The sequence below is a fragment of the Paradevosia shaoguanensis genome (assembly GCF_016801025.1).
Taxonomy (GTDB): Bacteria; Pseudomonadota; Alphaproteobacteria; order Rhizobiales; family Devosiaceae; genus Paradevosia; species Paradevosia shaoguanensis.
This window is the reverse complement of record NZ_CP068983.1, coordinates 2680899-2704844: the sequence shown is the minus strand read 5'-3', so window position 1 is coordinate 2704844 and position 23946 is coordinate 2680899. Positions and strand designations below refer to the sequence as shown.

The window sequence follows — 23946 nt, the reverse complement described above, 5'->3', positions numbered from 1 at the left end:
TTATGCACCGCACGCCGCAGAAATGGTCTCGCCGCCGGACCCTTGCAGTATTAGGCGCCACCCTGGCCCTGCCCCTCGGCGCTGCTGCAGCCCAGCGCTACGGACGCCGCCCCGACTTCGTCACCTGGCAGGGAGAGTCGCTCGGCGGTCCGGCCAAGCTGATGCTCTGGCACGAAGACGAAGCCTTCGCCCGTAACACCATCACGCGCATGCGTAGCGAGATCGAGCGGCTGGAAAACGTCTTCAGCCTGTTCCGGACCGATAGCGAAATCGCCCAGCTCAACCGCAATGGCCAGCTGACTCGCCCGTCTCAGGACATGGCTACCGTCCTGAGCGCCGCCTGCAACATCGCCCACACCTGCAACGGCGCTTTCGACCCGACGGTGCAGCCGCTCTGGCGGCTCTACGAAACCCACTTCCGCTCGGCGCCAACCTCGCCCTATGGCCCTTCGGCATCCGAGATCGCAACCGCACAAGGTCTTGTCGACTATTCCCGGATCGATATCGGTGCCCGCACAATCAGATTCGTCCAGCCCGGCATGGCCGTCACCCTCAACGGCATCGCCCAGGGCTACATTACGGACCGCATCGCCGATCTTCTGCGCGAAGAGGGCTTCGACCACACCATCGTCGATGTCGGTGAAACCCGCGCCCTGGGCACGCAGCCGGATGGCGATCCCTGGTCGGTCGCCATCGTCAACCCGCTCTCGCCCTCGGCCATCGGTCGCGCCATCGATCTAGAGAACACCGCGCTTTCCGTCTCCGGTGGCTATGGCCAGCGCTTCGGTCGCTCGACCTCGCACCACATCTTCGATCCCGCCACCGGCCTCAGCGCCAACCGGCTCCTCGACGTCGCCATCGTCGCCCCGCGCGCCATGCTGGCCGATGGCCTCTCCACCGCCCTTTTCGTCGGCGGCGAGGATCACGCCCCCGCCCTTCTCAAGGCCTATCCAGGCATCAAGGCCTCGGGCACAAGACTGGATGGCACCGTCTTCCAGACCGCCTAGGCGACGCCCACGCCCAGAAAGTCCTTCTTGTTCACTGGCACACCGCGATTGCGCAGGATGGCGTAGGTGGTTGTCATCGCGAAGTAGAAGTTCGGGATTGCATATTCGGTGAGATAACGATGGGCGGAGCAATCGACCTCCTCCTCATCGAACACGACGGGGATGACCCGTTCGTCGGCCATGGCAAAGGCACTCTCGGGCACTGAGCCGATGAAGGCTCGCGCCCGCTCCACGCTCGAATGCAGATCGGCGAATGTCGCATAGGCTCCTTCGATCGAGGCCGTCTCGTCCATCGCCAGCCGCGCCACGAGCTCGGTCGCCGCATTACAGGCCAGCCTGATCTGGTGGGTCATCGGCTTCATCGTCGCAGCCAATCGCGCTTCCAGCATCACCCTCGGATCCAGCCCCTCCTGCACACAATACGTCTCGGCCTTCCGCAGGATGCCATCGAGCGCCGCCAATGAGCGCATCAGGCCGGGAACAGGCGATTCCATCAAGTATCTCCATCCTTCGGAAGCGCTGGAATTTTGCTCATACTTTGTATCCATTGACAACATTAAGTTGATACACTACCCCTTGCATGAAAGCTTATCTTTTTAGGGAGGGAGAAGAGCTTTTCCAGCGAGGGGCCGCCTCACTTTCAGGCCCAAACTCGCAATGAACTGCGGCAGCTGGCCTGATCTTGGGCCAAATTCCCCAGTGAATTGGTCGAAATATCCACATAGCGATGCCTAACCGGCAGCAGCGCGGCGCTCATGGCGCTCGCTGATGGTTCTTCCGGCGCACGCTTTGGGCACGCACTATCCCTATTAATTCCAACGCAGATTGTATCCACTTTCTCGCGTTTCACGGTTCAATCGTCTGGCACGTTGCGACGAAATGAGAGGAAGATGGCGAACGTAAGCGTAAGCAAACTGGTCAAGGCCTTCGGCACGGCCACCGTGCTCAAGGGCATTGATATCGACGTACGCGACGGCGAGTTCCTGAGCCTTGTCGGACCGTCCGGCTGCGGGAAGTCTACCCTTCTGCGCATGATCGCCGGCCTCGAACAGATTTCCGGTGGCGAGATCGCCATCGAAGGCAAGGTCGTCAACAATCTCGCCGCCAAGGACCGTGACATCGCCATGGTCTTCCAGAACTACGCGCTCTATCCGCACATGACCGTGCGCGAGAACATGAGTTTCGCTCTCGAAATGCGCGGGCAGTCCAAGAGCGACATGGGGAAGAGCATCGCGGCCGCCGCCGGGGTCCTCGGGCTCGACAGCCTCCTCGATCGCTATCCGCGCCAGCTTTCAGGCGGCCAGCAGCAGCGCGTCGCCATGGGCCGCGCCATCGTGCGCAACCCCAAGGTCTTCCTCTTCGACGAACCGCTGTCGAACCTCGACGCCAAGCTGCGCGTCCAGATGCGCGCCGAGATCAAGGACCTCCACGCGCGCCTCAAGGCGACGATGATCTACGTCACCCACGACCAGCTCGAGGCCATGACCATGGCGGACCGTATCGTGGTGATGCGCAATGGCGTGGTCGAGCAGATCGGCTCGCCCCTTGAGCTCTATGACCGTCCGGCCAATGCCTTCGTCGGAAGCTTCATCGGCTCGCCTTCGATGAACCTGATCCAGTGCACTACCGCGGCCAGCGACAATGGCCTGGCCTGCATCACCGCGAATGGCCAGGTACTGGCGACACTGCCCAGTGGCGGCAATCTGGCGCCGGGCCTGCGTCTCCAGGTCGGCATTCGCCCAGAAGATATCGAACTCGGCACGACCGGCCCCTCGGCCGAAGTCGTCGTCGTCGAACCGACCGGCCCCGAGACGCAGATCATGGCCAATCTCGACGGCCAGAGCATCACGATAGTGCTCAAGGGCCGCCACGACCTGCATCGCGGCGAGCGCATCAACCTCGCGGTCAACCGGGACAAGTTGCACCTCTTCGATGGCGAAACCGGCAACCGCCTCTGACCGCGATCAACGCATCGGCAGCGCGACCGCATACGCGCACCAACAAGTAGACCTCAGCAAGGGATGGAGAAGGTCATGGCTGAACACTACAAAATGGCGAAAGCCGGCAAGGGCGGTATCTCTCGCCGCAGCGTGCTCCTCGGCGGCGCCTCGCTGCTTGCCGCTGCAAGCATTCTGCCGTCGCGGGCATTCGCGGCAGGCCCCGGCACCAATCCGGGCAAGTACAAGATCGATCTTGGCGGCTATACCGGTCCGGAACTGACCGACGCGCCGATCACCATCAAGGTGATGCGCCAGGAATTCTCCCCCGAGATCAACGCGCCGATCGAAGCTGCCTATACGGCCTTCAAGGAAGCCTATCCCAACATCACCATCGAAGAAGAGCGCGTGCCTTACGGCGACCTCGCCAAGAAGGTGCAGCTCTACGTGGCTTCGGGTTCCGCGCCCGACATCATGATGGGCAGCACAGAGCTGGCCTCGGTCTACGCCGCCGGTGAAATCGCCGTGCCGCTCAACGACTATTTCTCCGCAGACTTCATCCAGGACATCTATCCTGCGATGCGTGACGCCGCCACGATCGACGGCAAGGTCATGTGCCTGGCCTGGGAATCCAATTCCTGCTTCGTCTACTTCAACCGCGACATCTTCAAGCGCGCCGGCGTCGAGACCCCGCCGGAAGTCACCGACGTCGATGGCGGCTGGACGGCCGACCAATTGCTCGATGCGATGCGCGCCATCACCGAGAAGCTGCGCAAGGAAGGCGACCAGACCACCTTCGGCATGGCGTCCTCGCGCTTCGGCAATCGCGGCCCGGGCTCGAACTATTCGCAGCTCGAAGGCATGTGGGTGCGTATGATGGGCGATCCCAATGCGCCCAAGGATTCGACCCTCTTCAAGACCTTCGCCGGCATCTCCGAAGACGGCCTGACCGCCAGCGGCTACCTTGACACGCCCGAAGCCATCCAGGGCATGAAGAACTACCAGGCCATGTTCAACGAGGGCCTGACGCCCAAGGGCGTGGTCGTCGATCACTACAAGAGCGGCGCAGCCGCCATCGACTTCTCGTCCATGGCTTTCGCCAACACCTTCCGCAAGAGCGGCGCGCCGTTCGAGTGGGGTGTCTCCCCGCCGATCCGCGGCAACATCCCCTTCGCCTCCAGCGTGGCCGATGCCCCGTTCATCTATTCGGGCAGCCAGTACATTCCGGAAGCCGCCGCGCTCCTCGCCTTCCTCCTCAACGACACCAACCGTCGCGCCTTCTACGACGTGCGTGGTTCCATGCCCTCGCGCAAATCGCTGACCGATGAATCGCCGGCCTACAAGACCGACCCGGTAGCCATCCTCTGCGCCAATGTCGGCGAGCGCGCCTTCGGCTCGCCCAAGTCGGTCGGCTGGCTCGACTACGTCAACGCCGTCAATCCGGCGGTCAAGGACATTGCCCTGGGCGTCGACGTGGAGGAGCGCCTGCACAGCACGGCCGCCCAGATCGATCGCCTGCTCGCCAAGTACCGCTAACCGCAATCTCGACCTCCCCCGCTCAACGCGGGGGAGGCTCGCTTCCATCCTCAAGAAGGCTTGGCCAATGTTCAAAGGATTGTGGAACCCCGATCCCACAAGGCGCGGCGAAATGTTCGCCGGCCCCGTCATGGTGTTACCGGTGCTCCTGGGGTTGGGCCTGTTTCAGTTCTGGCCGCTCGTCTCGGCCGTCCTGAACAGCTTCCGCACCTTCAACGCCTTCACCAAGCGCCCCAACGGTTGGGCCGGCTGGGATAACTTCGCCCAGATCTTCGCCGACCAGGTGTTCGTCAACGCCATGCTGATCACGCTGGTCTACATCGTGCTGATGATCGTGGTCGTCGTGCCGATGGCGCTGGGCCTCGCTATCCTCCTCGACAAGCGCATGCGCGGCACGATGCTCGCGCGCGCCGCCATCCTCGGCGCCCTCGCCTCCTCGGAAGCCGTGGCCGCGCTCATCTGGGGCCAGCTCTACGAGCCGGGCACCGGCCTTTTCGACGCGATCCTCAAATCCGTCGGCCTCCCTGAAGTGCCGTTCCTGACATCGGGTCCACACGCCATCGTCGCCATCGTGGTCATGACGGCATGGAAGGATGTGGGCCTGCCCATGCTGATCTTCCTCGGCGGCCTCCAGGCGATCTCTCCGCAGGTGATGGAAGCGGCAGCGCTCGACGGCGCCAGCAACTGGCGCATCTTCCGCCGCATCACCCTGCCCCTGCTGCGTCCGAGCATTATCCTCGCCATCTTCATGGTCACGGTGGCCGCGGCGCGCCTCTTCACCCCGATCATCCTGCTCACTCAGGGCGGACCGAACGGACAGACCACCAACCTGCCCTTCTATTCCTACGCCCAGGCGTTCGAATTCTCCTCGCCCGGCACGGCTTCGGCCAGCGTGATGTTCATGATGCTCGTCCTCATCGGCATCACCGTGCTGCAGGCCTATGCCATCCGCGACCGCAAGGGTTGGAGATAGCGATGACCGAAAATATCGAAACCAACATGCAGACCCTCGCCCAGCCCGCCGCGGCCAGCGCCGCCGGGGAGAAGCGCGACTTCGTCTCGTGGATCGGCACCGGCAGCCTGCTGCTGATCACCTTCCTCTTTGCCTTCCCGGTGGTCTGGGCGGCCCTGACCTCGCTCAAATCCACCGCCTCGGTCATTGCCACCCGCTACCCGCTCTCGTTCTGGAGCTTCTTCCCGCCCCAGCCGACGCTGGAGAACTACGCCTCGCTCTTCAACGAGCTCAAGTTCGGCCAGTACATCATGAACACCGCGATCGCGAGCGGCGGGCAGGTGGCCCTGGTGGTGCTGACCTCGACGCTTGCCGGCTATGCCTTCGCCCGCTTGCGCTTCCCCGGCCGCGACCTGATCTTCGGCCTGACGCTGCTCACCGCCTTCATTCCGCTGGAAGTGATCCTGGTGCCGCTCTATCAGGTGGTTTCGGGCCTCGGGCTGACCTCGACCTACCCAGCGCTGTTCCTGCCCTTCGCCGCGCAGCCCTTCGGCATCTACCTGATGCGGCAGACCTTCGCGCAGATTCCGCGCGAACTCGACGACGCCGCCCGCGTCGATGGCGCCGGCACCTGGCGCATCTTCTTCCGCGTCGCTTTGCCCAACGTGAAGCCGGCTCTGGCCACGCTCGTCCTCATCCAGTTCATCTGGTCTTGGAATGCCTATCTCTGGCCGCTGGTCATCATGCAGGATCCGAACAAGCAGATCGTCCAGGTGATGCTAGCCGGGCTCAAGAGTTCGCCCAACTATTCCCTCGACGGCCCACTTTTCGCCGGCCTCACCTTCGTGACCGTGCCGCTGATCGTCACCGCCATCGTGCTGCAGCGCTATTATGTACGCGGCCTGATGACCTCCGGCATCCGCTGACAACCCGTCCCTCCCGGAGGGCGGCGACCCGTAAGGGCCGCTGCCCTTTCAATCGACCGGCGATTAGCCGTATCTCTGCCGGCATCGTCCCCGATATCGTGTTGATATCGGCATAGCCCCGAATTTCCGACGCCCAGACCGAGACTGCCATGCACGATTTGCTTCTCAAGAACGTCCGCCCCCTCGGAGGCGCCACCACCGACATCCTGATCCGCGACGGCCGCATCGCGCAGACCGGCTCGCTTGCCGCGCAGCCCGGCATCGCTGTGGAAGACGGCGGTAATGCCATCGCCTGGCCCGGCCTGATCGACGCCCACACCCATATCGACAAGACCACGTGGGGCATGGGCTGGCACGAGAACAATCGCGAAGCCACGCTGCGCAGCCGCATCGACTTCGAGCGCGAAAACCGCCTGGCGATCGGCCTCGATCCGCATCGCCAATCCATGCGCCACGCCATCGGCCTTGCCGCCCACGGCGCCACCCATATCCGCAGCCACGTCGACATCGACACCACCCACGGACTGCGTCTCGTCGAGGGCGTCCAGGAAACCCGCGAAAAGCTCAAGGGCATCATCGACATCGAGATCGTCGCGTTTCCGCAATCAGGCGTGATGTGCATGCCGGGCACCGTTGAACTGCTCGACGAGGCCCTGTCCAATGGCTGCGAAGTGCTGGGCGGCCTCGACCCCTGCGGCATCGACCGCGACCCCAAGGGCCAGCTCGACGTACTCTTCCAACTCGCCCTCAAGCATGGCGTCGATATCGATATCCATCTCCACGAGGCAGGCGAACTCGGTGCCTTCAGCATGGAGCTCATCTTCGAGCGCGTGCGCGCCAATGGCATGCAGGGGCGTTTCGCCATCAGCCACGCCTTCTGCCTGGGGATGAACGACTACCTGCGCGTCGGCAAGCTGATGGAGCAGATCGCCGAACTCGATATCGCCATCCTCACCACCGGCGCGCCCTCGGCCACCGTGCCATCGGTCAAGCGCCTCAAGGAGCACGGCATTCGTATCGGCGCCGGCTGCGATGGCATTCGTGACACCTGGGGCCCATGGGGCCAGCCCGACATGATCGACCGCGCCCGCATCATCGGCATGAAGAACGGCGTTCGCTCGGACGACGACCTCAAGTTCATGCTCGAAATCGTCTCCCAGGGCGGCGCCGATGTCATGCATCTCGATGGCTATGGCCTCGATGTCGGCGACCATGCGGACTTCACCCTGCTGGCCGGCGAAACGCCCGCCAATGCCGTGGTCGAAATCACCCCGCCCCCGCTGGTGGTCAAGGGCGGACAGGTCGTCGCCCGCAACGGCGTCTGCATCATCGAGATGCCGTAACGAGTTTGTGCCGCGCGGGCTTGCCTTGCGCGGCACAAAGCCTTCCAATTGCGGCCACCATGGCTACCGCAAGCAACCAGACCGGAACCGAACCCACGAGCTGCTGCGCTCCGAGCGCGGCGCGCGAGCCGCAGTTTCCGCTTGATATCCAGGCCCTGCTGGCGGAACGCCGGCCGGCCAGTCCTTCGGGTGAGTCTGCCCGCAAGTCCATTCCTGGTGGCATGGCGGAAATCGGCACCAGCAAGCCGCATCATCTTGAGGATGGCGAAGGCCCCGTGCGGCGGGTGCGCGTCAAGCCCTTCCTGATGGACGAGACCGCCGTCACCAACGAACGCTTCGCCGCCTTCGTCGCCGCGACCGGCTATGTCACCGAGGCCGAAAGATTCGGCTGGTCCTTCGTCTTCTTCCAGTTCCTCCCCGAGGATTTCGAGACGCAGGCCGTTGTCGGCACCGAATGGTGGCGGCGCGTCGATGGCGCCACCTGGAACCACCCCTTCGGCCCGCAAAGCGACACCACCGGAATCGAGGATCATCCAGTCGTCCACGTGTCGTGGAACGACGCCCAAGCCTTCGCCGCCTGGGCTGGAGGTCGCCTGCCCGCGGAGGCCGAATGGGAGCATGCTGCGCGCGGCGGCCTCAAGGGTGCGCGGTTTCCCTGGGGCGAGGCCGAGCCGGACGACACCGGCAGCTTCCCCTGCAACATCTGGCAGGGCCAGTTCCCCAACCACAACACAGATGCCGACGGCTACAAGGGCACCGCTCCGGCAAAGTCCTTCGCACCCAACGGCTACGGCCTCTACAACATGAGCGGCAATGCCTGGGAATGGACTGCCGAGCCCTTCCGCATCCGCTCGCTCAAGCGCCAGGCCCAGGACATCAACGAGCGCGCCCGTCTGGAAAATCGCAAGTTGCTGAAAGGCGGCTCGTACCTCTGCCACATCTCGTATTGCTACCGCTACCGGATCGCCGCCCGGATAGGGAACACGCCGGATACGACGACGGGACACACGGGGTTTCGGCTGGTCTACGACCTCTGAGCAGGACCTAGCCCACTACCCGTGTCGTCTCGCGCTGCACCAGCCGGCAGCGCACCGACAGCGTCGTCGGTGCCTCTAATCCCTTCCGTCGGTGCAGCACCGCCATCGCGCGGGTCGCCATATCGGCATAGGGCTGAATCAGCGTCGTTAGCCCGAGGTCGCTGGCAAACTCGCGGTCGTCAAACCCGATCACAGCGATATCCTGCGGCACCCGCAACCCGGCCTCGGCTATGGCCGTCAGCGCGCCCCGGGCCATCATGTCGTTCTGGCAGAACACCCCATCCGGTGGCTCGGGAAGCGCGAGGAGCTGCTTCATCGACTGGTAGCCGCTGCCATGCCCCCAGCTTCCGTGGATCAGCAGTTCCGGAGCGAGCGCCAGTCCGCCCGTCGTGAGGCCGCGCCGAAAACCATACAGGCGTCGCTGCGCGCTGGTGTGCCAGCTATCGCCGGTAATCGTGGCGATGCGCTTGCACCCGCTCTCCATCAGATGCCGCGCCGCGACGAACCCGCCGGCCCGCTCGCCGGGAACGACCGCGACACCCTTGCCATCCGTCCGGAAGCAATTGACGAAGACATGCGGAAACTGGTCGAGCTCCCGCGTCGGATGCACGCCTGTGGTGAAGGTATTGGCGTAGATCACCCCGCCCGCGTTGAGCCGCCGCAGCGAAGCCAATGCCTCGGCCTCGCGGTCGGTCACGCCGTCGGTGACGAAGACGGCCAGCTGCACTGCCTGTGCGCGGGCCGACATGTGCAGACCATCGATGATGTCGATCGGATAAGCCGCCGAGATTTCGTTGATGAGCACGCCGATGACCGTCGGTACGTCACGCTCCAGCACGTTGAGCGCCGGGCCCGGCGTATAGCCGAGCTTGCGCGCCGTCTCGATGACGCGCTGGCGCGTATCGTCGGCAATGCGCACGCCGTCGATATTGTTGAGCACCAGCGATACCGTCGTCTGGGAGACGCCGGCAGCGCGGGCGATATCGACCATCTTGATGCGCTTCTTCACCGCGACCATCTCCCCTTCGTCATGAGCGCTCCGCCAACCTGCTTGACAAGTCCGGGCGATGCAATCAACTTTGCTAAAGAAATTTAGCAAAGGCTGGCCTGGGGAGACCAGACCTAATCCAGTTGATCGAGCGGAACGAGACCGGCCGTAAACCACGTGGCCGGCCAACAGCTTCGCTTTGCCTGACGTCCGGGGAGGAGACCGAATGGCTGTGCCTGAAACGGCAAGTGATCAGGGAGTGACCGGTGCGCGGGAAATGCTGGCCAACGCCACTCCCGACCGCCGCGGTCGGCGCGATACGGGCGCCGCCCTGGTGTTTCTCGCGCCATGGCTGCTGGGCATCGTGCTGCTCACGGCGCTGCCGATGATCGCCTCGGCGGTGCTGTCCTTCACCAATTACGATCTGCTGTCCTGGCCACGCTTCATCGGCACGGCGAACTACGAGCGGCTGGTCGTCGATCCGCGCTATCTGCAGTCGCTGCGGGTCACGACGACCTATGTGCTGACCTCGGTCCCGCTCTCGGTAGCACTGGCGCTCATCATCGCGGTGTCGTTGTCGTCGGCGACGCGCTCGGTCGATTTCTTCCGCAGCGTCTATTACCTGCCTTCGCTCCTGGGTGGCAGCGTCGCCATCGGCGTGCTCTGGCGCCAACTCTTCGGCGGCGACGGTCTCGTCAATTCGGTGCTCGCGGTTTTCGGCATTGCCGGCACGAGCTGGATCGGCGATCCACGCTATGCCCTCTGGACCATCGTGCTGCTGCATGTCTGGCAGTTCGGCGCGCCGATGGTGATCTTCCTCGCCGGCGTACGGCAGATACCGCGCGAGATCGTGGAGGCCACGATCATAGACGGGGCCAATCCGGTCCAGCGCTTCTTCACGATCACGCTGCCGCTCCTCAGCCCGCTCATCCTCTTCAACCTGGTAATGCAGACCATCACCGCGTTCCAGGCGTTCGTCCCGGCCTATGTGATCAGCGACGGCTCGGGCGGCCCGATCGACTCCACCCTCTTCTACACGCTCTACCTCTACCTCGAGGGCTTCCGGAACTTTCACATGGGCTACGCCATGGCCATGGCCTGGGTGCTGCTCATCATCATCGGCATCTTTACCGCCCTGGCCTTCTGGTCTTCGCGGTTCTGGGTTCACTACGAAAGCTGAGGCCCAGGATGTCCGCTACTGCCGCCGCCCAGGCCAATCGCCCGCTCCGCTCCGTCATCCGCTATGCGGTGCTGATCCTCTTCGCTCTCGTGATGAGCTATCCGCTGCTCTGGCTGGTATCGAGCTCGTTCAAGCCCGAGCAGGTGATCTTCTCCGAGCCCGGCCTGCTGCCTGATCCGTTCACGCTGCGCAACTACATCGACGGCTGGAACAAGCTGGGCATGCCCTTCGCCCTCTTCATGTTCAACTCGGCGGTGATCTGCGTGCTGTGCATCGCGGGAAACCTCTTCTCGTGCACGCTGGCGGCCTATGCCTTTGCGCGGCTGAGCTTCCCGTTCTCGAAGGTGGCGTTCGCGATCATGCTGGTCACGATCATGCTGCCGTTCCATGTGACCATCCTGCCCCAGTACATCATGTTCCAGAAGCTGGGGGCGGTGAACACGATCATCCCGCTGGTGCTGCCCAAGTTCTTCGCGGTCGATGCCTTCTTCGTGTTCCTGCTGGTGCAGTTCATCCGCTCGATCCCGCGCGACCTCGACGAGGCGGCCGAGCTCGACGGCTCGAACAAGTACCAGACTTTCTGGCACATCATCTTTCCGCTCTGCCGGCCGGCGCTGGTGATCGTTGCGGTGTTCACGTTCCTGTGGACCTGGAACGACTTCTTCGGCCAGCTCATCTACCTGACGCAGACCGAGAAATACACGGCTGCGCTCGCACTCAACCTCTTCATCGACGCGACCAGCGGGGAATCCGCCTGGGGCATGCTGTTTGCCATGTCGGTGATCACGCTCATTCCGATCTTCGTGCTCTTCGTCCTGTTCCAGAAGCAGCTCGCAGACGGCATCGCCACGACCGGCCTGAAGGGATAGGCCGCCGGGCCAGACCACCAAGGAGGAGACACCATGACCAGGACGAACGGCGCCCTCAACCGGCGCGATGTAATGAAGATATCGATCGGAGGGGCAGCCGCCCTCTGGCTGGGGCTGCCCAATGCGGCATTCGCCCAGCAAACCCAGATCAAGGCTGCCTGGTACGGCGGCCAGGACACCCATGACCGCATGCAGCAGGCGATCAAGCTCTTCACCCAGAAGAACCCCGACATCGCCGTCAATGTCGAGTTCGCGCCCTTCGCCGAATTCTACGACCGCCTGCCGGTCCAGTATTCGGGTGGCGGCGCGCCGGACATGCACCGGCACTCGATGACCTACCTCTTCGACTACACCGAGCGCGGGCTCCTCGCCGACCTCAGCCCCTTCGTGGGCCAGACCATCGACATCTCGGCGCTCTATCCGGGCGTGGTCGAGATCGGCAAGGACGGCGACGCCACCCATGCGATCGGCAACAACCAGATCTCGGTGGCGCTGTTCTACAACAAGGCCAAGCTCGATGCAGCCGGCGCCGGCGCGCTCGATAACCTCACCTGGGACAGCTTCCGCGACCTTGCCATCAAGCTCGGCAAGGCGGGCGGCGCCAACCATTACGGCGTCAGCGACAATGGCGGCTTCCTCGGGCTCTTCGAGGTCTACCTCTTCCAGCGCGGCAAGTCGCTCTACAAGGGCGACAACGCCGTCGGCTTCGAGAAGGCCGACCTCGTCGACTGGCTGGCCTATTGGGAATCGCTGCGTGCCGAACAGGGCGCCCCGCCGCCATCGGTCACGGCCGAAAGCGCCGGCTTCCAGAACGCCACCATCGTCAAGAACCGCTCGGCCATGCAGATCGGCTGGAGCCAGCAATTGGTGTTCTACCAGGCGCTGATGCAGGACGAGCTGGATATCCACGCCTGCCCGGTCGTGGCCGGCGCACCGGACAACGGCCACCTCATCCGCGCCCTCGATTTCTGGGTGATCCCGGAAAGCTCGCAGAACAAGGAAGCGGCGGCCAAGCTCATCAACTTCCTCCTCAACGACGAGGAAGCGCTGGGCGTTCTCGGCCTCACCCTGGGCGGCCCCGCCTCGGACCGGGCCACGGCAGTACTGGCCAAGACCGCCGATGCGCCGAGCACCAAGGTGCTCAACTACCTGACCGAGCTGCGCAAAACCGCGCCCAGCGCCACGCCGCGCTGGATCAGCGGACACGGCGAGCTCGAAGCCCTGATGGGTCGGCTCAATGCCTCGATCGGCTTCGCGCAGACGACGCCCGATGCCGCGGCCGACAACTTCCTCACGGAAGCCAGCCGAATCCTGGGCTGACGTTCCACAGCCCAGCGCCCGAGCCTGCCCGGCGGCAACCTCCCGCCTTCCGGGCAGCGCTTCGGGACCTTCGCCAGGACCTCCGGCCGGCAGCCGGCCGGAGGCATCGTCCTTGATCCGGGGGATCCCCTTGCCTGCTTCCAAACCCAACATCGTGCTGATCATGACCGATCAGCAGCGCGCCGACTTCTTCGCGTCCGAGGGCTTCCCCGTCGACACTATGCCGTTCGTGGATTCGCTCGGGCGGAGCGGCACTCGCTTTTCGCGCGCCTATACCCCGATCCCGATCTGCTCACCGGCCCGCACCTCGATGCTGACCGGGCGCTACGCCAAGGCGACGCGCGTCAAGCAGAACTGGGACATGGCCAAGTCGGTGATTGTGGACAAGGACCTGCCGCAGGTGCTGCGGGAGCATGGCTATACTGTCAACCTCGCCGGCAAGAACCATTCCTACCTCGATGCCAGCGCCTTCGACTTCCATGGCGGGCCCTATAGCCATACGCATGGCCCAGCGGACCGGGCGAGCGCGAGCGAGCGGGAATCGGACCAATGGCTCTTCGATCTTGACCATCGCGTGGCGAGCGAGCCGACGCCCTTCCCGCTCGAGAACCAGCTCTGCCATCGCATCGTCTCGGACGCCATCGCCTGCGCCGACCAGAACCGGGACAACCCCTATTTCCTCTGGCTCTCGCTGCCGGAGCCGCACAACCCCTACCAGGCGCCCGACCCCTATTTCTCGATGTTCTCGCCCGACGACATGCCCGACCGCTTCGCCGGGCCGCAGGCCAGCATGGCCAAGGGCAGCAAGTGGCAATGGCTGCGCACGCTGGAGGAGGAGAAGCGCCCCGGCTATGACGAGGACTGGCGCCGATACCGGGCGCTCTATTGCGGCATGCTGCGGATGATCGACGACCAGGTGCGGCGGTTCGTCGATCACCTCAAGGCCAACGGCACCTTCGAGAACACGATCATCCTATTCCTCGCCGACCATGGCGACTATGCCGGCGACTACGGCCTGCAGCGCAAGGGAGCGGGACTGCCCGAATGCCTGGTGCGGATACCGTTCCTCGCGACGGGACCAGGCATCCGGCCGAACGACGACCGCACGGACTTCATCTCGCTGGTCGACGTTATGCCGACGCTCTGCGAGGCGATCGGGGCGGAAATCCCCTTCGGCTGCCAGGGCCGCAGCTTCTGGCCGATACTGGCGGGGGAGCCCTACCCGGCCGACGAGTTTTCGAGCGTCTACAGCGAGATCGGGTTCGGCAGCCTGCCCTATGGCCCGGAAGAACGACCGCCGCTCCACTTCCCCTATGACGGGCCGACCTATGACGAGCTCAACAGCGTCACCCAGAGCGGCAGCACCAAGATGGTGCGCAAGGGCGACTGGAAGCTGATCTATGAGCTGATGGGGCGAGCCGAGCTTTACGACCTCGCAGCCGATCCGGGGGAGCTCAACAACCTCTACGACGACCCGGCCTATGCGGCGCGGAAGACCGAGATGCTGGAGGAACTGCTTTACTGGACGGTTCGAACGGAGGACCCGCTGCCGTGGGCGAAATACCTGCCCAAGACGGCGGCGCGGAACTGGTATCGCGGGGGATAAGTTCGGCCGCGATGCGCAGGCGGAGGGAGCGCCGGGGGCGATTCGTGGAGTTCGGAAGGAGCGCTGAAAGAGTTTTGCGGAGATGAGTGCGTTTTTTCGCGGTTTCTTCGAGGGGTCGCGAGGTTAGTATCTTGATATTAAAGGTGAATTTTTTCCAAAGCCGCGATGAATCGTTAAATTTTGACTCAATTTCGAGGAAAGTTTGCGAATGTTTTCGGGGTTTTGCGGGGGGTTTCGCGGGTTTGGGAGTGTGTTTTCCGGGGTGAGTTGGTGGGGCTCGGTGGTGAGGTTGGGGAATCTTACCTTGGGGTTTGCGGGAGGGGGATAAGTTTGGGGGCGCGATTATGACGCGGCCCCTCCTCCTATCACTACGCTTCCCCCACCACCGTACTTCCCCGGGCGAAGACCCGGGGCCTATTGCACCGCTCCACCCGAGTGGAGAAATCCGTGGGCCCCGGCTCTTCGGCCGGGGAAGTACGGTGGTGGGGTGGGAGAGCAACGAGTAAGCGAGCGCCCGATGGCGACGACCGCGCAGGGGCAGTTGCCTGCCTCCCCACGCGCCGTCACTTCCCCATGCTATCCAGCATCAGCTTGATATACGTCCCACCCACCACCGGCCTCGAACGGAACCCTCCGGGAACGGTTTGCTTGCCCGTTTGCGTGTCGTACCAGTCCGACAGCGGGACGCGGGCGGGGGCATCGTCGAGCCAGGTGGCGACGGGGGCGATGAGGGTTTCGAAGTCGGCCTGATTGTCGGTGAGGCAGGCGGTCCAGACGAGCCAGTCGAGCTTGGTGTAGTGCTCGCGGCTGTCGAGCGGCAGGCCGTAGCGGTCCTGGCGGGTCTTGTAGGCGACCATTTCCTTGCGGGCGATGTCGGCCGCGAAGAGGCCTAGGCCGAGGATGCGGTCCCAGATGAGGTTGTACTTCTGGCTCCATGAGCCGGCCTTGTCGAAGGCGAGGCGGAAGGCGGAGCCGTCGTCGGCGAGGGTCGGCCATTTGGCGGCCCAGTCGCGGGCGATGGCGAGGTGCTTTTTGGCTTCCTCGTTCTTGCCCAAGCGGCGGCAGAGGAGGCCATAGGCGCCGATGCCGATGATCGCCTTGAGCGAGAGATTGGCATTGTGCGGCAGGTGGCCGGCGAAATCGTCGGTGCAGAGCTGGTTCTCCGGGTCGATGCCGCTCCTGACGAGATAGGCGGCCCATTTCTCCCAGAGCGGCCAGAACTCGGTGATGAAGCGATCATCGTTCGTACGCTCGGCCAGCGCCGCGGCGAGGATCAGCATGTTGCCGCTTTCCTCGTAGGGCATCTGGTTGTGCTCGGTGAGTTCGCCCCCGCCATAAACCTGGCCATTGGCCAGCGGGAACTGCCCCACATCGTGCGGCGCATAGGGGAAGGGCCAGCGCCCGCCCATGGCATAGGCGCAGATCGGGCGCATCTGCGCTTCGAGCAGCGCCGGATTGTAGTGGAGGAAGAACGGGGCCGAGGGATAGGTGAGGTCGACCGTGCCGAGGCAGCCGTTGGACGAATTCTCCTTGGAGAAATAGAGCAGCTTGCCATCGAGGTCTTCGACCAATGCGTGGCCGCCAAGGCATTGGCGGAAGGCGAGGATGCCGATGCGGGCATAGGTATCGCCACCCGAGCGCTGGAGCTGGGCGACAAGGGCGGCGTCGTAATCGGCGACGCGGGCGTAGAGCGCGCCGCGCTCGGCCCACGCCTGCTCGACAAGGCCGATGGCGGACTGGCCCTTGCGGCTCCAGAAGGGACGAAGGCGCCGGTGGAAATATTCGAGCGCATAGACCTGGTCATAGGCGACCAGCAGGCGGAACGCCTGCACCTGCGCACCGACCTTGCCGAAGGCGCGGCTCCAGGCGCAGACATTGTAGGCCGGGCGCTCCTGGTGGATGCCATTGGCGTTGATGTTGAGGCCGCGATGGCCGTGGGACGGCATGGGCAGCGGACGGGCCTCGCGCATATCATCACGCGCGGGAATGCTGCCGGTGGTGGCGAAGCTGTCGCGCAGGGTGCGCGCATCGCCGAAGGCGCTGTCGACGGCAACGCCCGGCTCGGCCGAGGTATAGAGATAGCCCCAATCGATCTGCACTTCGTCGCCGGACTGGTGGAGCGGGGTCTGCTCGCGCGCGCCGACGAAAAGCGCCTCGACATTGCCGGCGCGATGGCGGCCCCAGATCACGTCGGTTTCGCCATTGCCGGTGGCCCAGTTGGTGCTCCAGTCGATATAGGCGGAGACCTCGTGGTTCGCGCCATCCTTCGAGGATACCTCGATATCGACATAGCTTACCGGGCGAGCCATGAGTTCGAGGTCTTCGGGGAAGACGGGGGTGGTGAAGCTCAGGGCCAGCTCGACCCCATCCGCCTCGAAGCGGTAGATCGTGCGTAGCGGGGTGACCTCGCGCCCGGTCTGGCGCATGGCGGGAACGTCGCGGCCGGTGCGGGTGACGAGACCCATGAAGCGATAGGCCTTGCCGTCGATATGGACCATGCCGGACATCGACTGGTTCTTGCCGGTCCAGTGCGTCGGCCAGGATTGGGTCAGCTCGTCCGTATGCGACCAGACGCTCATGAAGGGATCGTGGACGATGAGCGGGGTGGCCGGGGCGCGGGCGGTGCGGGGATCGGTCATGGAAGGTCTCGTATCTACCAGGGGGCGCGGCGGAGCGGCAGGGGATCGGCGGTAAAGGCCATGCGGTCGCATAGACGCTGCAACAGATCGCACTTTTCCGCCAGCCGCCCCGGATCGTCCCAGAGGTTGCGGGTTTCGTCGGGATCGGCCTTGAGGTCGTAAAGCTCGCCGCACCGGTCGCCGTGGCTGACGATGAGCTTCATGTCGGGCGTGCGCAGCATGGTGGCGAAGGGCAGATGCGGCTGCCGGTGCCAGGGCATGGCGTTGTAGTATTCGCAGTAGACGTCTTCGACGCCGGTTTCGTTTTCGGTGCTCGTGAGCAGCGGCCAGAGCGACCTGCCCTGCATGCCGGGCCAGATTTCGAGGCCGGCTGCATCGAGGAGCGTGGGGGCGATATCGACCAGTTCGACAAGTCCGTCGATCCGCCGGGAGGGGATATGGCCGGGCCAGGAAATCGCTAGCGGCACGTGGACGCTCGGCTCGTAGAAGAACGGGCCCTTGAGATAGATACCGTGGTCGCCCAGCAATTCGCCGTGGTCGGACATGAAGATGACGATGGTGTTCTCGAGCTGGCCGGTTTCGCGCAGCGCGTCGAGCATGCGGCCGACCTGGTCGTCGATGAGATCGCACATGGCGAAATAGGCGGCGCGCACCAGGCGATGGTCGTCGTCCGTCATCTCGTCATAGGGCATGCCGGCATTGCCGCCATAGGCGCCCTCGTGGTCGATCTGCTGGAAGGCCGGTTTGTCGGCGAGCTCGCCCGGGCGGTAATTGGGCAATTCGATCTCGTCGAGCCGATCGAGATAGCGGTCGAGATATTCGGGCGGCGGATCGAAGGGGTGGTGCGGATCGAAGAAATTGACCGAGAACAGCCACGGACGATCGCCCGCGCGATGGGCCTCGATGAAGTTGATGGCCTTGTCGGCGCACCAGGTGGTCTGGTGATCGGCGGCGGCGGGGCCCGCCTTGACGTATTTCGAGCCGCGATAGGGATCGGCCCGGTATTCGGCGCCCTTTTCGGTCAGCCAGAGATTGTATTCGTTGAGCGGCCAGTTCTGTGCGCTGCCGTAGTGGCCCGGATGGTGCGACCAGTGGAAGGCGGCGTAGCCGTCTTTTATGCGCGGCTCCATCACGGGCGCGACGCTTGGGTGGGCGGCCGAGATGTGGAGCTTGCCGGAAAGGCCGCAGGTATAGCCGTTATCGGCAAGGAGCCGGGTCACCAGCATTTCGTCTGGCGGCATGTCCTGCCCGTTCTGGCGGGTGCGGGTGGTGCGCGGATAGCGGCCGGTGAGGAAACTGGCGCGGCTGGGCGTGCAGACGGGCGACTGGCAATAGGCCTGCGAGAACCAGGCGCCCTCGGCAAAGAGCTTGTCGAGCACGGGCGTGCTGACGTGGCGGTTGCCGGTAACGCCCAGCGTGTCCCAGCGCTGCTGGTCGGTGCATATCCAGAGGATGTTCGGTTTGGTCATGATGATCCCTTGGGCCCGCTACGCCTTGACGGCGCCGGCTATGCCCTCGACGAAATAGCGCTGAACGAAGAAGAAGAAGACGATGACCGGCAGCAGCGAAATGGTGGCCGCCGCCGCCATGCCCGACCAGTCGGTCTCGTTGGTGCCCACGAAGGCCAGCATGCCGACCGGAAGCGTGCGCAGTCCGGGCGTCCCGAAGGTGAAGACCAGCGGGATGAGGAAGGCGTTCCAGGCAGCGAGGAAGGTGAGGACCGTGACGGTCGCCGTCACCGGACCGGCCAGGGGCAGCATGACGTCGAAGAAGACGCGCAGGAACCCTGCCCCATCCATGGTCGCCGCCTCTTCGAGCTCGCGCGGCAGGCCGCGGAAATAGCCGGCATAGAGCAGGATCGCCGCCGATTGCCCGCTGCCGGCCAGCGCCAGCACGATGCCCCAATGGCTGTTGAGGAGCCCGAGCGAGCTGGTGAGATCGACGATGGGGATGATGGTGAGGCCCGCCGGCACGACGAGCGTGGCCCCGAGGATGCCGATGACCAGTGAGCGGCCCACAAAATAATAGCGGCCGAGCACGTAGCCCGAGAGCGCGGTGTGGATGACGACGACCACGACCGTGCCGACGGTGACCAGCACGGTGTTGAACATGTAGGTCGAGAACCCGGCCTGGCTCCAGGCACGGATGTAGTTCTCCCAGACCGGCGTATCGGGCAGCAGGTTGAGGCCCTTGGAGAAGATTTCGAGCGGCGTCTTGAGCGAGGCCGAAACCAGCCAGAGGAAGGGATAGATCCAGACGAGGCAGAGCGCGGTGAGCGCGACGTAGCGCAGGATCACCCAGGCCTTGGGGCGCGGGGTCGAGAGGCGGTTCATGCGACGTGCCTCCGCGACCGGACCTTGCGCAGGATGAGAATCTGGATGCTGGCCAGCACCACGAAGCTCACCCCGAAGAAGATGGCCGCCGCCGAGGAATAGCCGAGGCGCGGCACGTTGGAAGTGAAGGCCTGCCGATAGACGAAGATGTCGATGACCTCGGTGGCGTAGAACGGGCCGCCGCCGGTCAAGGTCAGCATGAGGTCGAAGACGTTGGTCGCCTCGATCACCGTGATGAGGGTGATGATGATGGTGAAGGGCGTCAGCAGCGGCAGGGTGATGGTGCGGAACCGATCCCAAGGCGTGGCGCCATCCAGTTCGGCGGCCTCGTAGAGATCGCGCGGAATGGTCTGGAGGGCGGCGAGCCAATAGATGAGCGTGATGCCCAGCCATTTCCACACCCAGATGCCGACCGCGCTATAGAGCGCGAGCCCGGCATTGCCGAGAAAATTGAGCGGCTGCCCGAGGATGTGCGAATTGAGCAGCGCGATATTGAGCGGGCCGCCGGTGGGATCGAGCACGTAGCGCATGACCACGCCGACAATGGCCGCCGTGGTGACGACCGGCAGGAAGATGGCGGTGCGGAAGATGCGCACCAGCGGGAAATGCGCATTAAGCACCACCGCCAGCGCCAAGGCGATGCCGACGCGCAGCGGCACCGCCAGCAGCAGGAAGACGATGGTGTTGCGGAAGGCGTTCCAGAACAGCGGATCGCCGACCAGTTCGTGATAATTGCCCAGGCCGATGAACGCCCCTGCCCGCTCGAACCCGTTCCAGTCAAGGAGCGAGAACCAGATGCTGGCGATGACCGGGTAGATGGTGAAGGCGCCTACGAGCGTGAGGGTGGGCAGCAGGAAGACGTAAATCCACCTGTCTGCCCAGATCTTCCTGCCCAGTGACGCGCCGCTCAGGGCGTTCTGCTGCATCGATCGGTTCCGGCCGCTCAATACTTGTCGGCGGTGAAATCCTCGCCAGGCTTCCAGGCATCGAAGACCCAATTGTCGAGCGACACTTCGGCGCCCTTGCTCTTGGCCACTTCGATGGCGCGATCGCGCTCCTTGCTCATCTGGTCGGCGTATTGCTGCAGGATGGGCTTGGGATCGCTGAAGGCGCCGCTGAAGGCACCCTGGATGATCTCGCCGAGACCGGGCGTGACATCGCGCATTTCCGAATAGACCGCGCTGACCGCCGCGTTGCGGGCCAGCGGATCGGGGGCGATGCGGACGTAATCCTGGTAGCCGGTGACGACCTTCTTATAGGCCGGATGCACATTGGCACGCTCGACGGCACCGGGATCGAGCGGAGGCTGATCCATGCGCTCGGCGAGGCCGACATAGTAATCGTCGGTGGTGAGCATCTGGAGGATCTGCGTGGCCACATCCGGATGCTGGGACTGGGACGAGATATAGAACGTGCCGCCATTGGGCGGGCGGTAGGTGAAGGCAGTGGACTTGTCGCCCGGATAGGGCACCTGCGCGGTGACGCCGATGAGATCGATCTGGTCCTTGAAGCTGCCGTTGAGCACGCCGCTGTTCCAGGGGCCATCGAAGAACATCAGCGATTCACCGGCCACCCAGCGGGCGCGGCCCTGGCGGGCATCGACCGAGGACGAGCCGGGATGGAGCGAACCATCCTTCTGGAAGGACATCAGGAATTCGAGCGCATCAAGGAAGGGCTGGGAGGCATGGGCGTAATTGCCGGTCTTCCAGTCGATTTCGCCAGCGGCGCCGGCGATCTGCGCGAGGTCGGTGAAGTGCGCCTTCATGCGGTCGCCGAACTGCAGCGGCAGGATGAGGCCGTACTTGCCATCCTTGGTGCCGGCCAAAGCGGCCTTGCGGGCGTCATCCCAGGTGGCGGGGCCTACTTCCGGGTCCATGCCGGCAGCTTCGAGCCCGGCCTTGAAGAACCAGAGCGAAGTCGAATTCTGCCGGATGGCGAAGATCGGGAAGGTATAGGGCTTGCCGCCGAAGCTGGTGAAGCCCTCGGCCAGCGCCTCTTTCTGGAACGGCTTGTCGAAGATGAAGCTGTCGGCGAGCGGCTGGAACCAGCCGGCGGCCTGCAGCGAATTGACGGTGGCGACATTGCCGTTGGGGACGTTGAACACATCCGGCAATTGATTGCTGCGGAAGGCCAGTTGCAGCGACTGCATCATGTCGGACGGGTTGCCCGGCGTGTACTCGACCTTGGCCGGGTGGCTGGCCGCGAACTCGTCCCAGATCTTCTGGTGCAGCGGGATCAGCGGCTGGAAAATGTCCCACCACTTGATGGTGGTGACATCCTGCGCGAAGGCCCGCATCGGGCCCAACCCTGCTGCTGCACCGAACGCGGCCATGCCTTGCAGAAGCGCGCGACGGCTGACGCCGGAGGCCGGCGCCATCGGATTTCTCGAAGTGCTCATCTGTCTCTCCCTGCCGCCCTCCCCGGGCGGATTGTGCAGGCCTTCGGCAACTGCACGCGCTCCTCCAGCGCACGAGGACGCTAACAGTTATTTATAACCATCGTCAAGCAAGGTTCGGTTATATATAACCTCGTGAAACGGCCCAGTTTCCTTTCCCCGGGAGCTGCGCTATGTCGGTCGGATCGGAGGGGGTTGATGAACAGACGCAAGACGGAGAAAGCCAGCGCGCGGGCCACGATGGTGGACGTCGCCAAGCTTGCCGGCGTCAGTCAGGCAACCGTCTCCATGGTGCTCAACGAAACCGGCGGCACGCGGGTGACCGAAAAGACCCGCAAGCTGGTGCGCGAGGCCGCCGAGACGCTGGGCTATCGCGTCTGGATGCGCTCGGCCATCGGCAGCGGCGGCCCGCAGGCCATCGGTTTCGTGATCGACGACAGCACGTCCAACCCCATCGTCAACAAGGCCATCGATTCCGCGCGCCAGCTCGCCTGGGAGAACGGCGCGGTGCTGGTCGTGCTGCCGACGCAGAACGACGAAAGGCTGCGCGCGGCGGCGCTCGAACTGCTCTTCGCCCACCGCGTGGTCGGCCTCGTCTTCGCGGCCTTCTTCACGCGCGAATATACGCTGCCGCAAAAGCTGAGCGCCGTACCGATGGTGCTGATCAATTGCCACACCAAGGGCGACCAGGCTCCGGCCATCCTGCCCGCCCATGCCGGCGGCGCGGAAACCGCCGTGCAGCATCTCGTGGCGGCGGGGCATCGCCGCATCGCCTTCATCAATGGCGAAAGCTGGATGGAAGCCAGCAAGGACCGGCTGCGCGGCTACAAGCGCGGCCTCAAGGCGGCCAACATTCCCTATGACGCCAGGCTGGTGAAGAGCGGCAACTGGCTGCTGTCGGGCGGGCACGATTGCACGCGCGAATTGCTGGCCCAGCCCGAACCGCCCACGGCCATCTTCTGCGCCAGCGACGAGATGGCGATCGGCTGCTACGAAGCCATCAAGGAAGCGGGGCTTTCCATCCCGGGAGATATTTCGGTGGTGGGGTTCGACGACGATCCCTCGTCCCGGCACCTCGAGCCGCCTCTCACCACCATTCTCGTGCCGCACGAGGATATGGGGCGGCGGGCGATCACCCACCTCTATGCCAAGCGCGACAACGAGGATCGCACCGGCATCATTTCCGGGCGCCTGCAGATCGAGTGCCCGCTGGTGGAGCGAGATTCCGTCGGCCCGCCCCGAGGCCGCGCGGCCTAGCCGGGCTTGCGGGCGACGATGAAGACGGCGGCGCCGCGCTTGGGCTGCCAGAGCTGCTCTATGCCGAAACCGCCCTGCTCCACGCTGCGTCGCAGCTCAGCGGTCGTCATGACGTCGAGTTGCGGCAGGAGGCGCAGGGCCTTGCCGGCGGGCGCCAGGTATTTGAACACCGCCATGGTGTCGCCCAGGCACGCCGTGCTGCTGACAAAGAGGCCGCCGGGCTTGAGCATGCGCGCGACCTTGTCGATCACCGCCTGCTTGTCGTGGAGGAGATGGAGGATGCTGAGTCCGAGCACCATGTCATAGGTGGCATCGGGTACATCGAGGCCGGCAATGTCGGCCTGCTCGAAAGTGACGTTTTCGATTCCCGCATCCCGGGCCTTGCCGCGAGCGATGGCCAGCATGTTCTCGGAATAGTCGATGGCGCGGATATGGGCGACATGGGGCGCATGGATGAGCGCGGTGCTGCCCGTGCCGCAGCCGAATTCGAGCAATTGCATGTCAGGCCTGAGATAGCCCTGCGTGACGCGCAGCTTGTGCTGATAGGCCGCCTCGTCGGCAATCGGCTGGCGCGCATAGCGCGCCGCCAGCCTGTCCCAGAACCGGCTCTCAGTGTTCACC

At 64.3% G+C, this 23946-nt stretch carries 20 protein-coding genes; 12 read left to right on the top strand and 8 right to left on the bottom strand.

Annotation, left to right across the window (positions count from 1 at the left end):
- Positions 1-2 precede the first annotated feature (2 nt).
- Positions 3-1007: an FAD:protein FMN transferase gene (locus JNE37_RS12835; protein ID WP_203063147.1), complete on the top strand. Its 1005-nt coding sequence runs from the start codon at positions 3-5 to the stop codon at positions 1005-1007.
- Here JNE37_RS12835 and JNE37_RS12830 read toward each other — a convergent pair.
- Entirely contained in the window at positions 1004-1501 is a 498-nt protein-coding gene (locus tag JNE37_RS12830; RefSeq protein WP_203063146.1) for a DUF1993 domain-containing protein, read from the bottom strand. The two genes, JNE37_RS12835 and JNE37_RS12830, sit on opposite strands and share 4 nt — an antisense overlap.
- 396 nt (positions 1502-1897) lie before the next feature.
- Between JNE37_RS12830 and JNE37_RS12825 the strand changes: the two genes are divergently transcribed.
- The 6 genes from JNE37_RS12825 to JNE37_RS12800 all read left to right on the top strand — a co-directional run bounded on the left by JNE37_RS12825 (position 1898) and on the right by JNE37_RS12800 (position 8738).
- On the top strand, positions 1898-2965 hold the full coding sequence (locus JNE37_RS12825) for an ABC transporter ATP-binding protein (protein WP_203063145.1): 1068 nt from the start codon (positions 1898-1900) through the stop codon (positions 2963-2965).
- 75 nt (positions 2966-3040) lie between these two features.
- Entirely contained in the window at positions 3041-4480 is a 1440-nt protein-coding gene (locus tag JNE37_RS12820; protein WP_203063144.1) for an ABC transporter substrate-binding protein, read from the top strand.
- A gap of 67 nt (positions 4481-4547) precedes the next feature.
- A complete protein-coding gene (locus JNE37_RS12815; protein ID WP_160176241.1) occupies positions 4548-5453 on the top strand; it encodes a carbohydrate ABC transporter permease in 906 nt (301 codons plus the stop codon).
- A gap of 2 nt (positions 5454-5455) precedes the next feature.
- Complete coding sequence (locus tag JNE37_RS12810; protein ID WP_203063143.1) at positions 5456-6358, top strand: carbohydrate ABC transporter permease; 903 nt, start codon at positions 5456-5458, stop codon at positions 6356-6358.
- A 149-nt stretch (positions 6359-6507) separates the two neighbouring features.
- On the top strand, positions 6508-7701 hold the full coding sequence (locus tag JNE37_RS12805) for an amidohydrolase family protein (protein ID WP_203063141.1): 1194 nt from the start codon (positions 6508-6510) through the stop codon (positions 7699-7701).
- A 59-nt stretch (positions 7702-7760) separates the two neighbouring features.
- Positions 7761-8738 (top strand): formylglycine-generating enzyme family protein, encoded by a 978-nt coding sequence (locus JNE37_RS12800; RefSeq protein WP_246513241.1) that lies wholly within the window; start codon positions 7761-7763, stop codon positions 8736-8738.
- Positions 8739-8745: 7 nt separating this feature from the next.
- Here JNE37_RS12800 and JNE37_RS12795 read toward each other — a convergent pair whose 3' ends face one another.
- The gene (locus JNE37_RS12795; protein ID WP_203063139.1) at positions 8746-9747 is read right to left on the bottom strand and encodes a LacI family DNA-binding transcriptional regulator; all 1002 of its coding nucleotides are present in this window, start codon (positions 9745-9747) and stop codon (positions 8746-8748) included.
- 205 nt (positions 9748-9952) lie between these two features.
- Between JNE37_RS12795 and JNE37_RS12790 the strand changes: the two genes are divergently transcribed.
- From JNE37_RS12790 to JNE37_RS12775, 4 genes are all read left to right on the top strand, one after another.
- Positions 9953-10906, top strand: coding sequence for a carbohydrate ABC transporter permease (locus tag JNE37_RS12790; protein ID WP_246513239.1), 954 nt, complete (start codon positions 9953-9955; stop codon positions 10904-10906).
- A gap of 8 nt (positions 10907-10914) precedes the next feature.
- The gene (locus JNE37_RS12785; protein ID WP_035034605.1) at positions 10915-11775 is read left to right on the top strand and encodes a carbohydrate ABC transporter permease; all 861 of its coding nucleotides are present in this window, start codon (positions 10915-10917) and stop codon (positions 11773-11775) included.
- 33 nt (positions 11776-11808) lie between these two features.
- Positions 11809-13095, top strand: coding sequence for an ABC transporter substrate-binding protein (locus JNE37_RS12780; protein ID WP_203063137.1), 1287 nt, complete (start codon positions 11809-11811; stop codon positions 13093-13095).
- 130 nt (positions 13096-13225) lie between these two features.
- Entirely contained in the window at positions 13226-14701 is a 1476-nt protein-coding gene (locus JNE37_RS12775) for a sulfatase family protein (protein ID WP_203063131.1), read from the top strand.
- A 563-nt stretch (positions 14702-15264) separates the two neighbouring features.
- On the opposite strand, the gene JNE37_RS12770 is transcribed toward JNE37_RS12775, so the two are convergent.
- Genes JNE37_RS12770 through JNE37_RS12750 form a run of 5 tightly spaced genes read right to left on the bottom strand, consistent with a single transcriptional unit; the run spans position 15265 to position 22071 of the window.
- A complete protein-coding gene (locus JNE37_RS12770) occupies positions 15265-17340 on the bottom strand; it encodes a glutaminase domain-containing protein (RefSeq protein WP_203063130.1) in 2076 nt (691 codons plus the stop codon).
- A 14-nt stretch (positions 17341-17354) separates the two neighbouring features.
- Positions 17355-18809, bottom strand: a complete 1455-nt coding sequence (locus JNE37_RS12765) for a sulfatase family protein (RefSeq protein ID WP_203063129.1) — start codon at positions 18807-18809, stop codon at positions 17355-17357.
- Positions 18810-18827: 18 nt separating this feature from the next.
- Positions 18828-19673: a carbohydrate ABC transporter permease gene (locus tag JNE37_RS12760; RefSeq protein ID WP_203063128.1), complete on the bottom strand. Its 846-nt coding sequence runs from the start codon at positions 19671-19673 to the stop codon at positions 18828-18830.
- A complete protein-coding gene (locus tag JNE37_RS12755; protein ID WP_203063127.1) occupies positions 19670-20599 on the bottom strand; it encodes a carbohydrate ABC transporter permease in 930 nt (309 codons plus the stop codon). The genes JNE37_RS12760 and JNE37_RS12755 overlap by 4 nt, the downstream gene beginning before the upstream one ends.
- A 17-nt stretch (positions 20600-20616) precedes the next feature.
- Entirely contained in the window at positions 20617-22071 is a 1455-nt protein-coding gene (locus JNE37_RS12750; protein WP_203063126.1) for an ABC transporter substrate-binding protein, read from the bottom strand.
- A 195-nt stretch (positions 22072-22266) separates the two neighbouring features.
- Here JNE37_RS12750 and JNE37_RS12745 point away from each other — a divergent pair, with 195 nt between their 5' ends.
- On the top strand, positions 22267-23325 hold the full coding sequence (locus tag JNE37_RS12745; RefSeq protein ID WP_203063120.1) for a LacI family DNA-binding transcriptional regulator: 1059 nt from the start codon (positions 22267-22269) through the stop codon (positions 23323-23325).
- Here the strand turns inward: JNE37_RS12745 and JNE37_RS12740 are convergent.
- The gene (locus tag JNE37_RS12740) at positions 23322-23945 is read right to left on the bottom strand and encodes a class I SAM-dependent methyltransferase (protein ID WP_203063119.1); all 624 of its coding nucleotides are present in this window, start codon (positions 23943-23945) and stop codon (positions 23322-23324) included. The genes JNE37_RS12745 and JNE37_RS12740 overlap by 4 nt on opposite strands.
- Between the last annotated feature and the right edge of the window lies 1 nt (position 23946).

Bases quoted from the DNA above. Each gene is read 5' to 3' on its own strand.
- JNE37_RS12835 (WP_203063147.1), top strand. From the start codon at position 3: ATGCACCGCACGCCGCAGAAATGGTCTCGCCGCCGGACCCTTGCAGTA.
- JNE37_RS12830 (WP_203063146.1), bottom strand. From the start codon at position 1,501: ATGGAATCGCCTGTTCCCGGCCTGATGCGCTCATTGGCGGCGCTCGAT.
- JNE37_RS12825 (WP_203063145.1), top strand. From the start codon at position 1,898: ATGGCGAACGTAAGCGTAAGCAAACTGGTCAAGGCCTTCGGCACGGCC.
- JNE37_RS12820 (WP_203063144.1), top strand. From the start codon at position 3,041: ATGGCTGAACACTACAAAATGGCGAAAGCCGGCAAGGGCGGTATCTCT.
- JNE37_RS12815 (WP_160176241.1), top strand. From the start codon at position 4,548: ATGTTCAAAGGATTGTGGAACCCCGATCCCACAAGGCGCGGCGAAATG.
- JNE37_RS12810 (WP_203063143.1), top strand. From the start codon at position 5,456: ATGACCGAAAATATCGAAACCAACATGCAGACCCTCGCCCAGCCCGCC.
- JNE37_RS12805 (WP_203063141.1), top strand. From the start codon at position 6,508: ATGCACGATTTGCTTCTCAAGAACGTCCGCCCCCTCGGAGGCGCCACC.
- JNE37_RS12800 (WP_246513241.1), top strand. From the start codon at position 7,761: ATGGCTACCGCAAGCAACCAGACCGGAACCGAACCCACGAGCTGCTGC.
- JNE37_RS12790 (WP_246513239.1), top strand. From the start codon at position 9,953: ATGGCTGTGCCTGAAACGGCAAGTGATCAGGGAGTGACCGGTGCGCGG.
- JNE37_RS12785 (WP_035034605.1), top strand. From the start codon at position 10,915: ATGTCCGCTACTGCCGCCGCCCAGGCCAATCGCCCGCTCCGCTCCGTC.
- JNE37_RS12780 (WP_203063137.1), top strand. From the start codon at position 11,809: ATGACCAGGACGAACGGCGCCCTCAACCGGCGCGATGTAATGAAGATA.
- JNE37_RS12770 (WP_203063130.1), bottom strand. From the start codon at position 17,340: ATGACCGATCCCCGCACCGCCCGCGCCCCGGCCACCCCGCTCATCGTC.
- JNE37_RS12765 (WP_203063129.1), bottom strand. From the start codon at position 18,809: ATGACCAAACCGAACATCCTCTGGATATGCACCGACCAGCAGCGCTGG.
- JNE37_RS12760 (WP_203063128.1), bottom strand. From the start codon at position 19,673: ATGAACCGCCTCTCGACCCCGCGCCCCAAGGCCTGGGTGATCCTGCGC.
- JNE37_RS12755 (WP_203063127.1), bottom strand. From the start codon at position 20,599: ATGCAGCAGAACGCCCTGAGCGGCGCGTCACTGGGCAGGAAGATCTGG.
- JNE37_RS12750 (WP_203063126.1), bottom strand. From the start codon at position 22,071: ATGAGCACTTCGAGAAATCCGATGGCGCCGGCCTCCGGCGTCAGCCGT.
- JNE37_RS12745 (WP_203063120.1), top strand. From the start codon at position 22,267: ATGAACAGACGCAAGACGGAGAAAGCCAGCGCGCGGGCCACGATGGTG.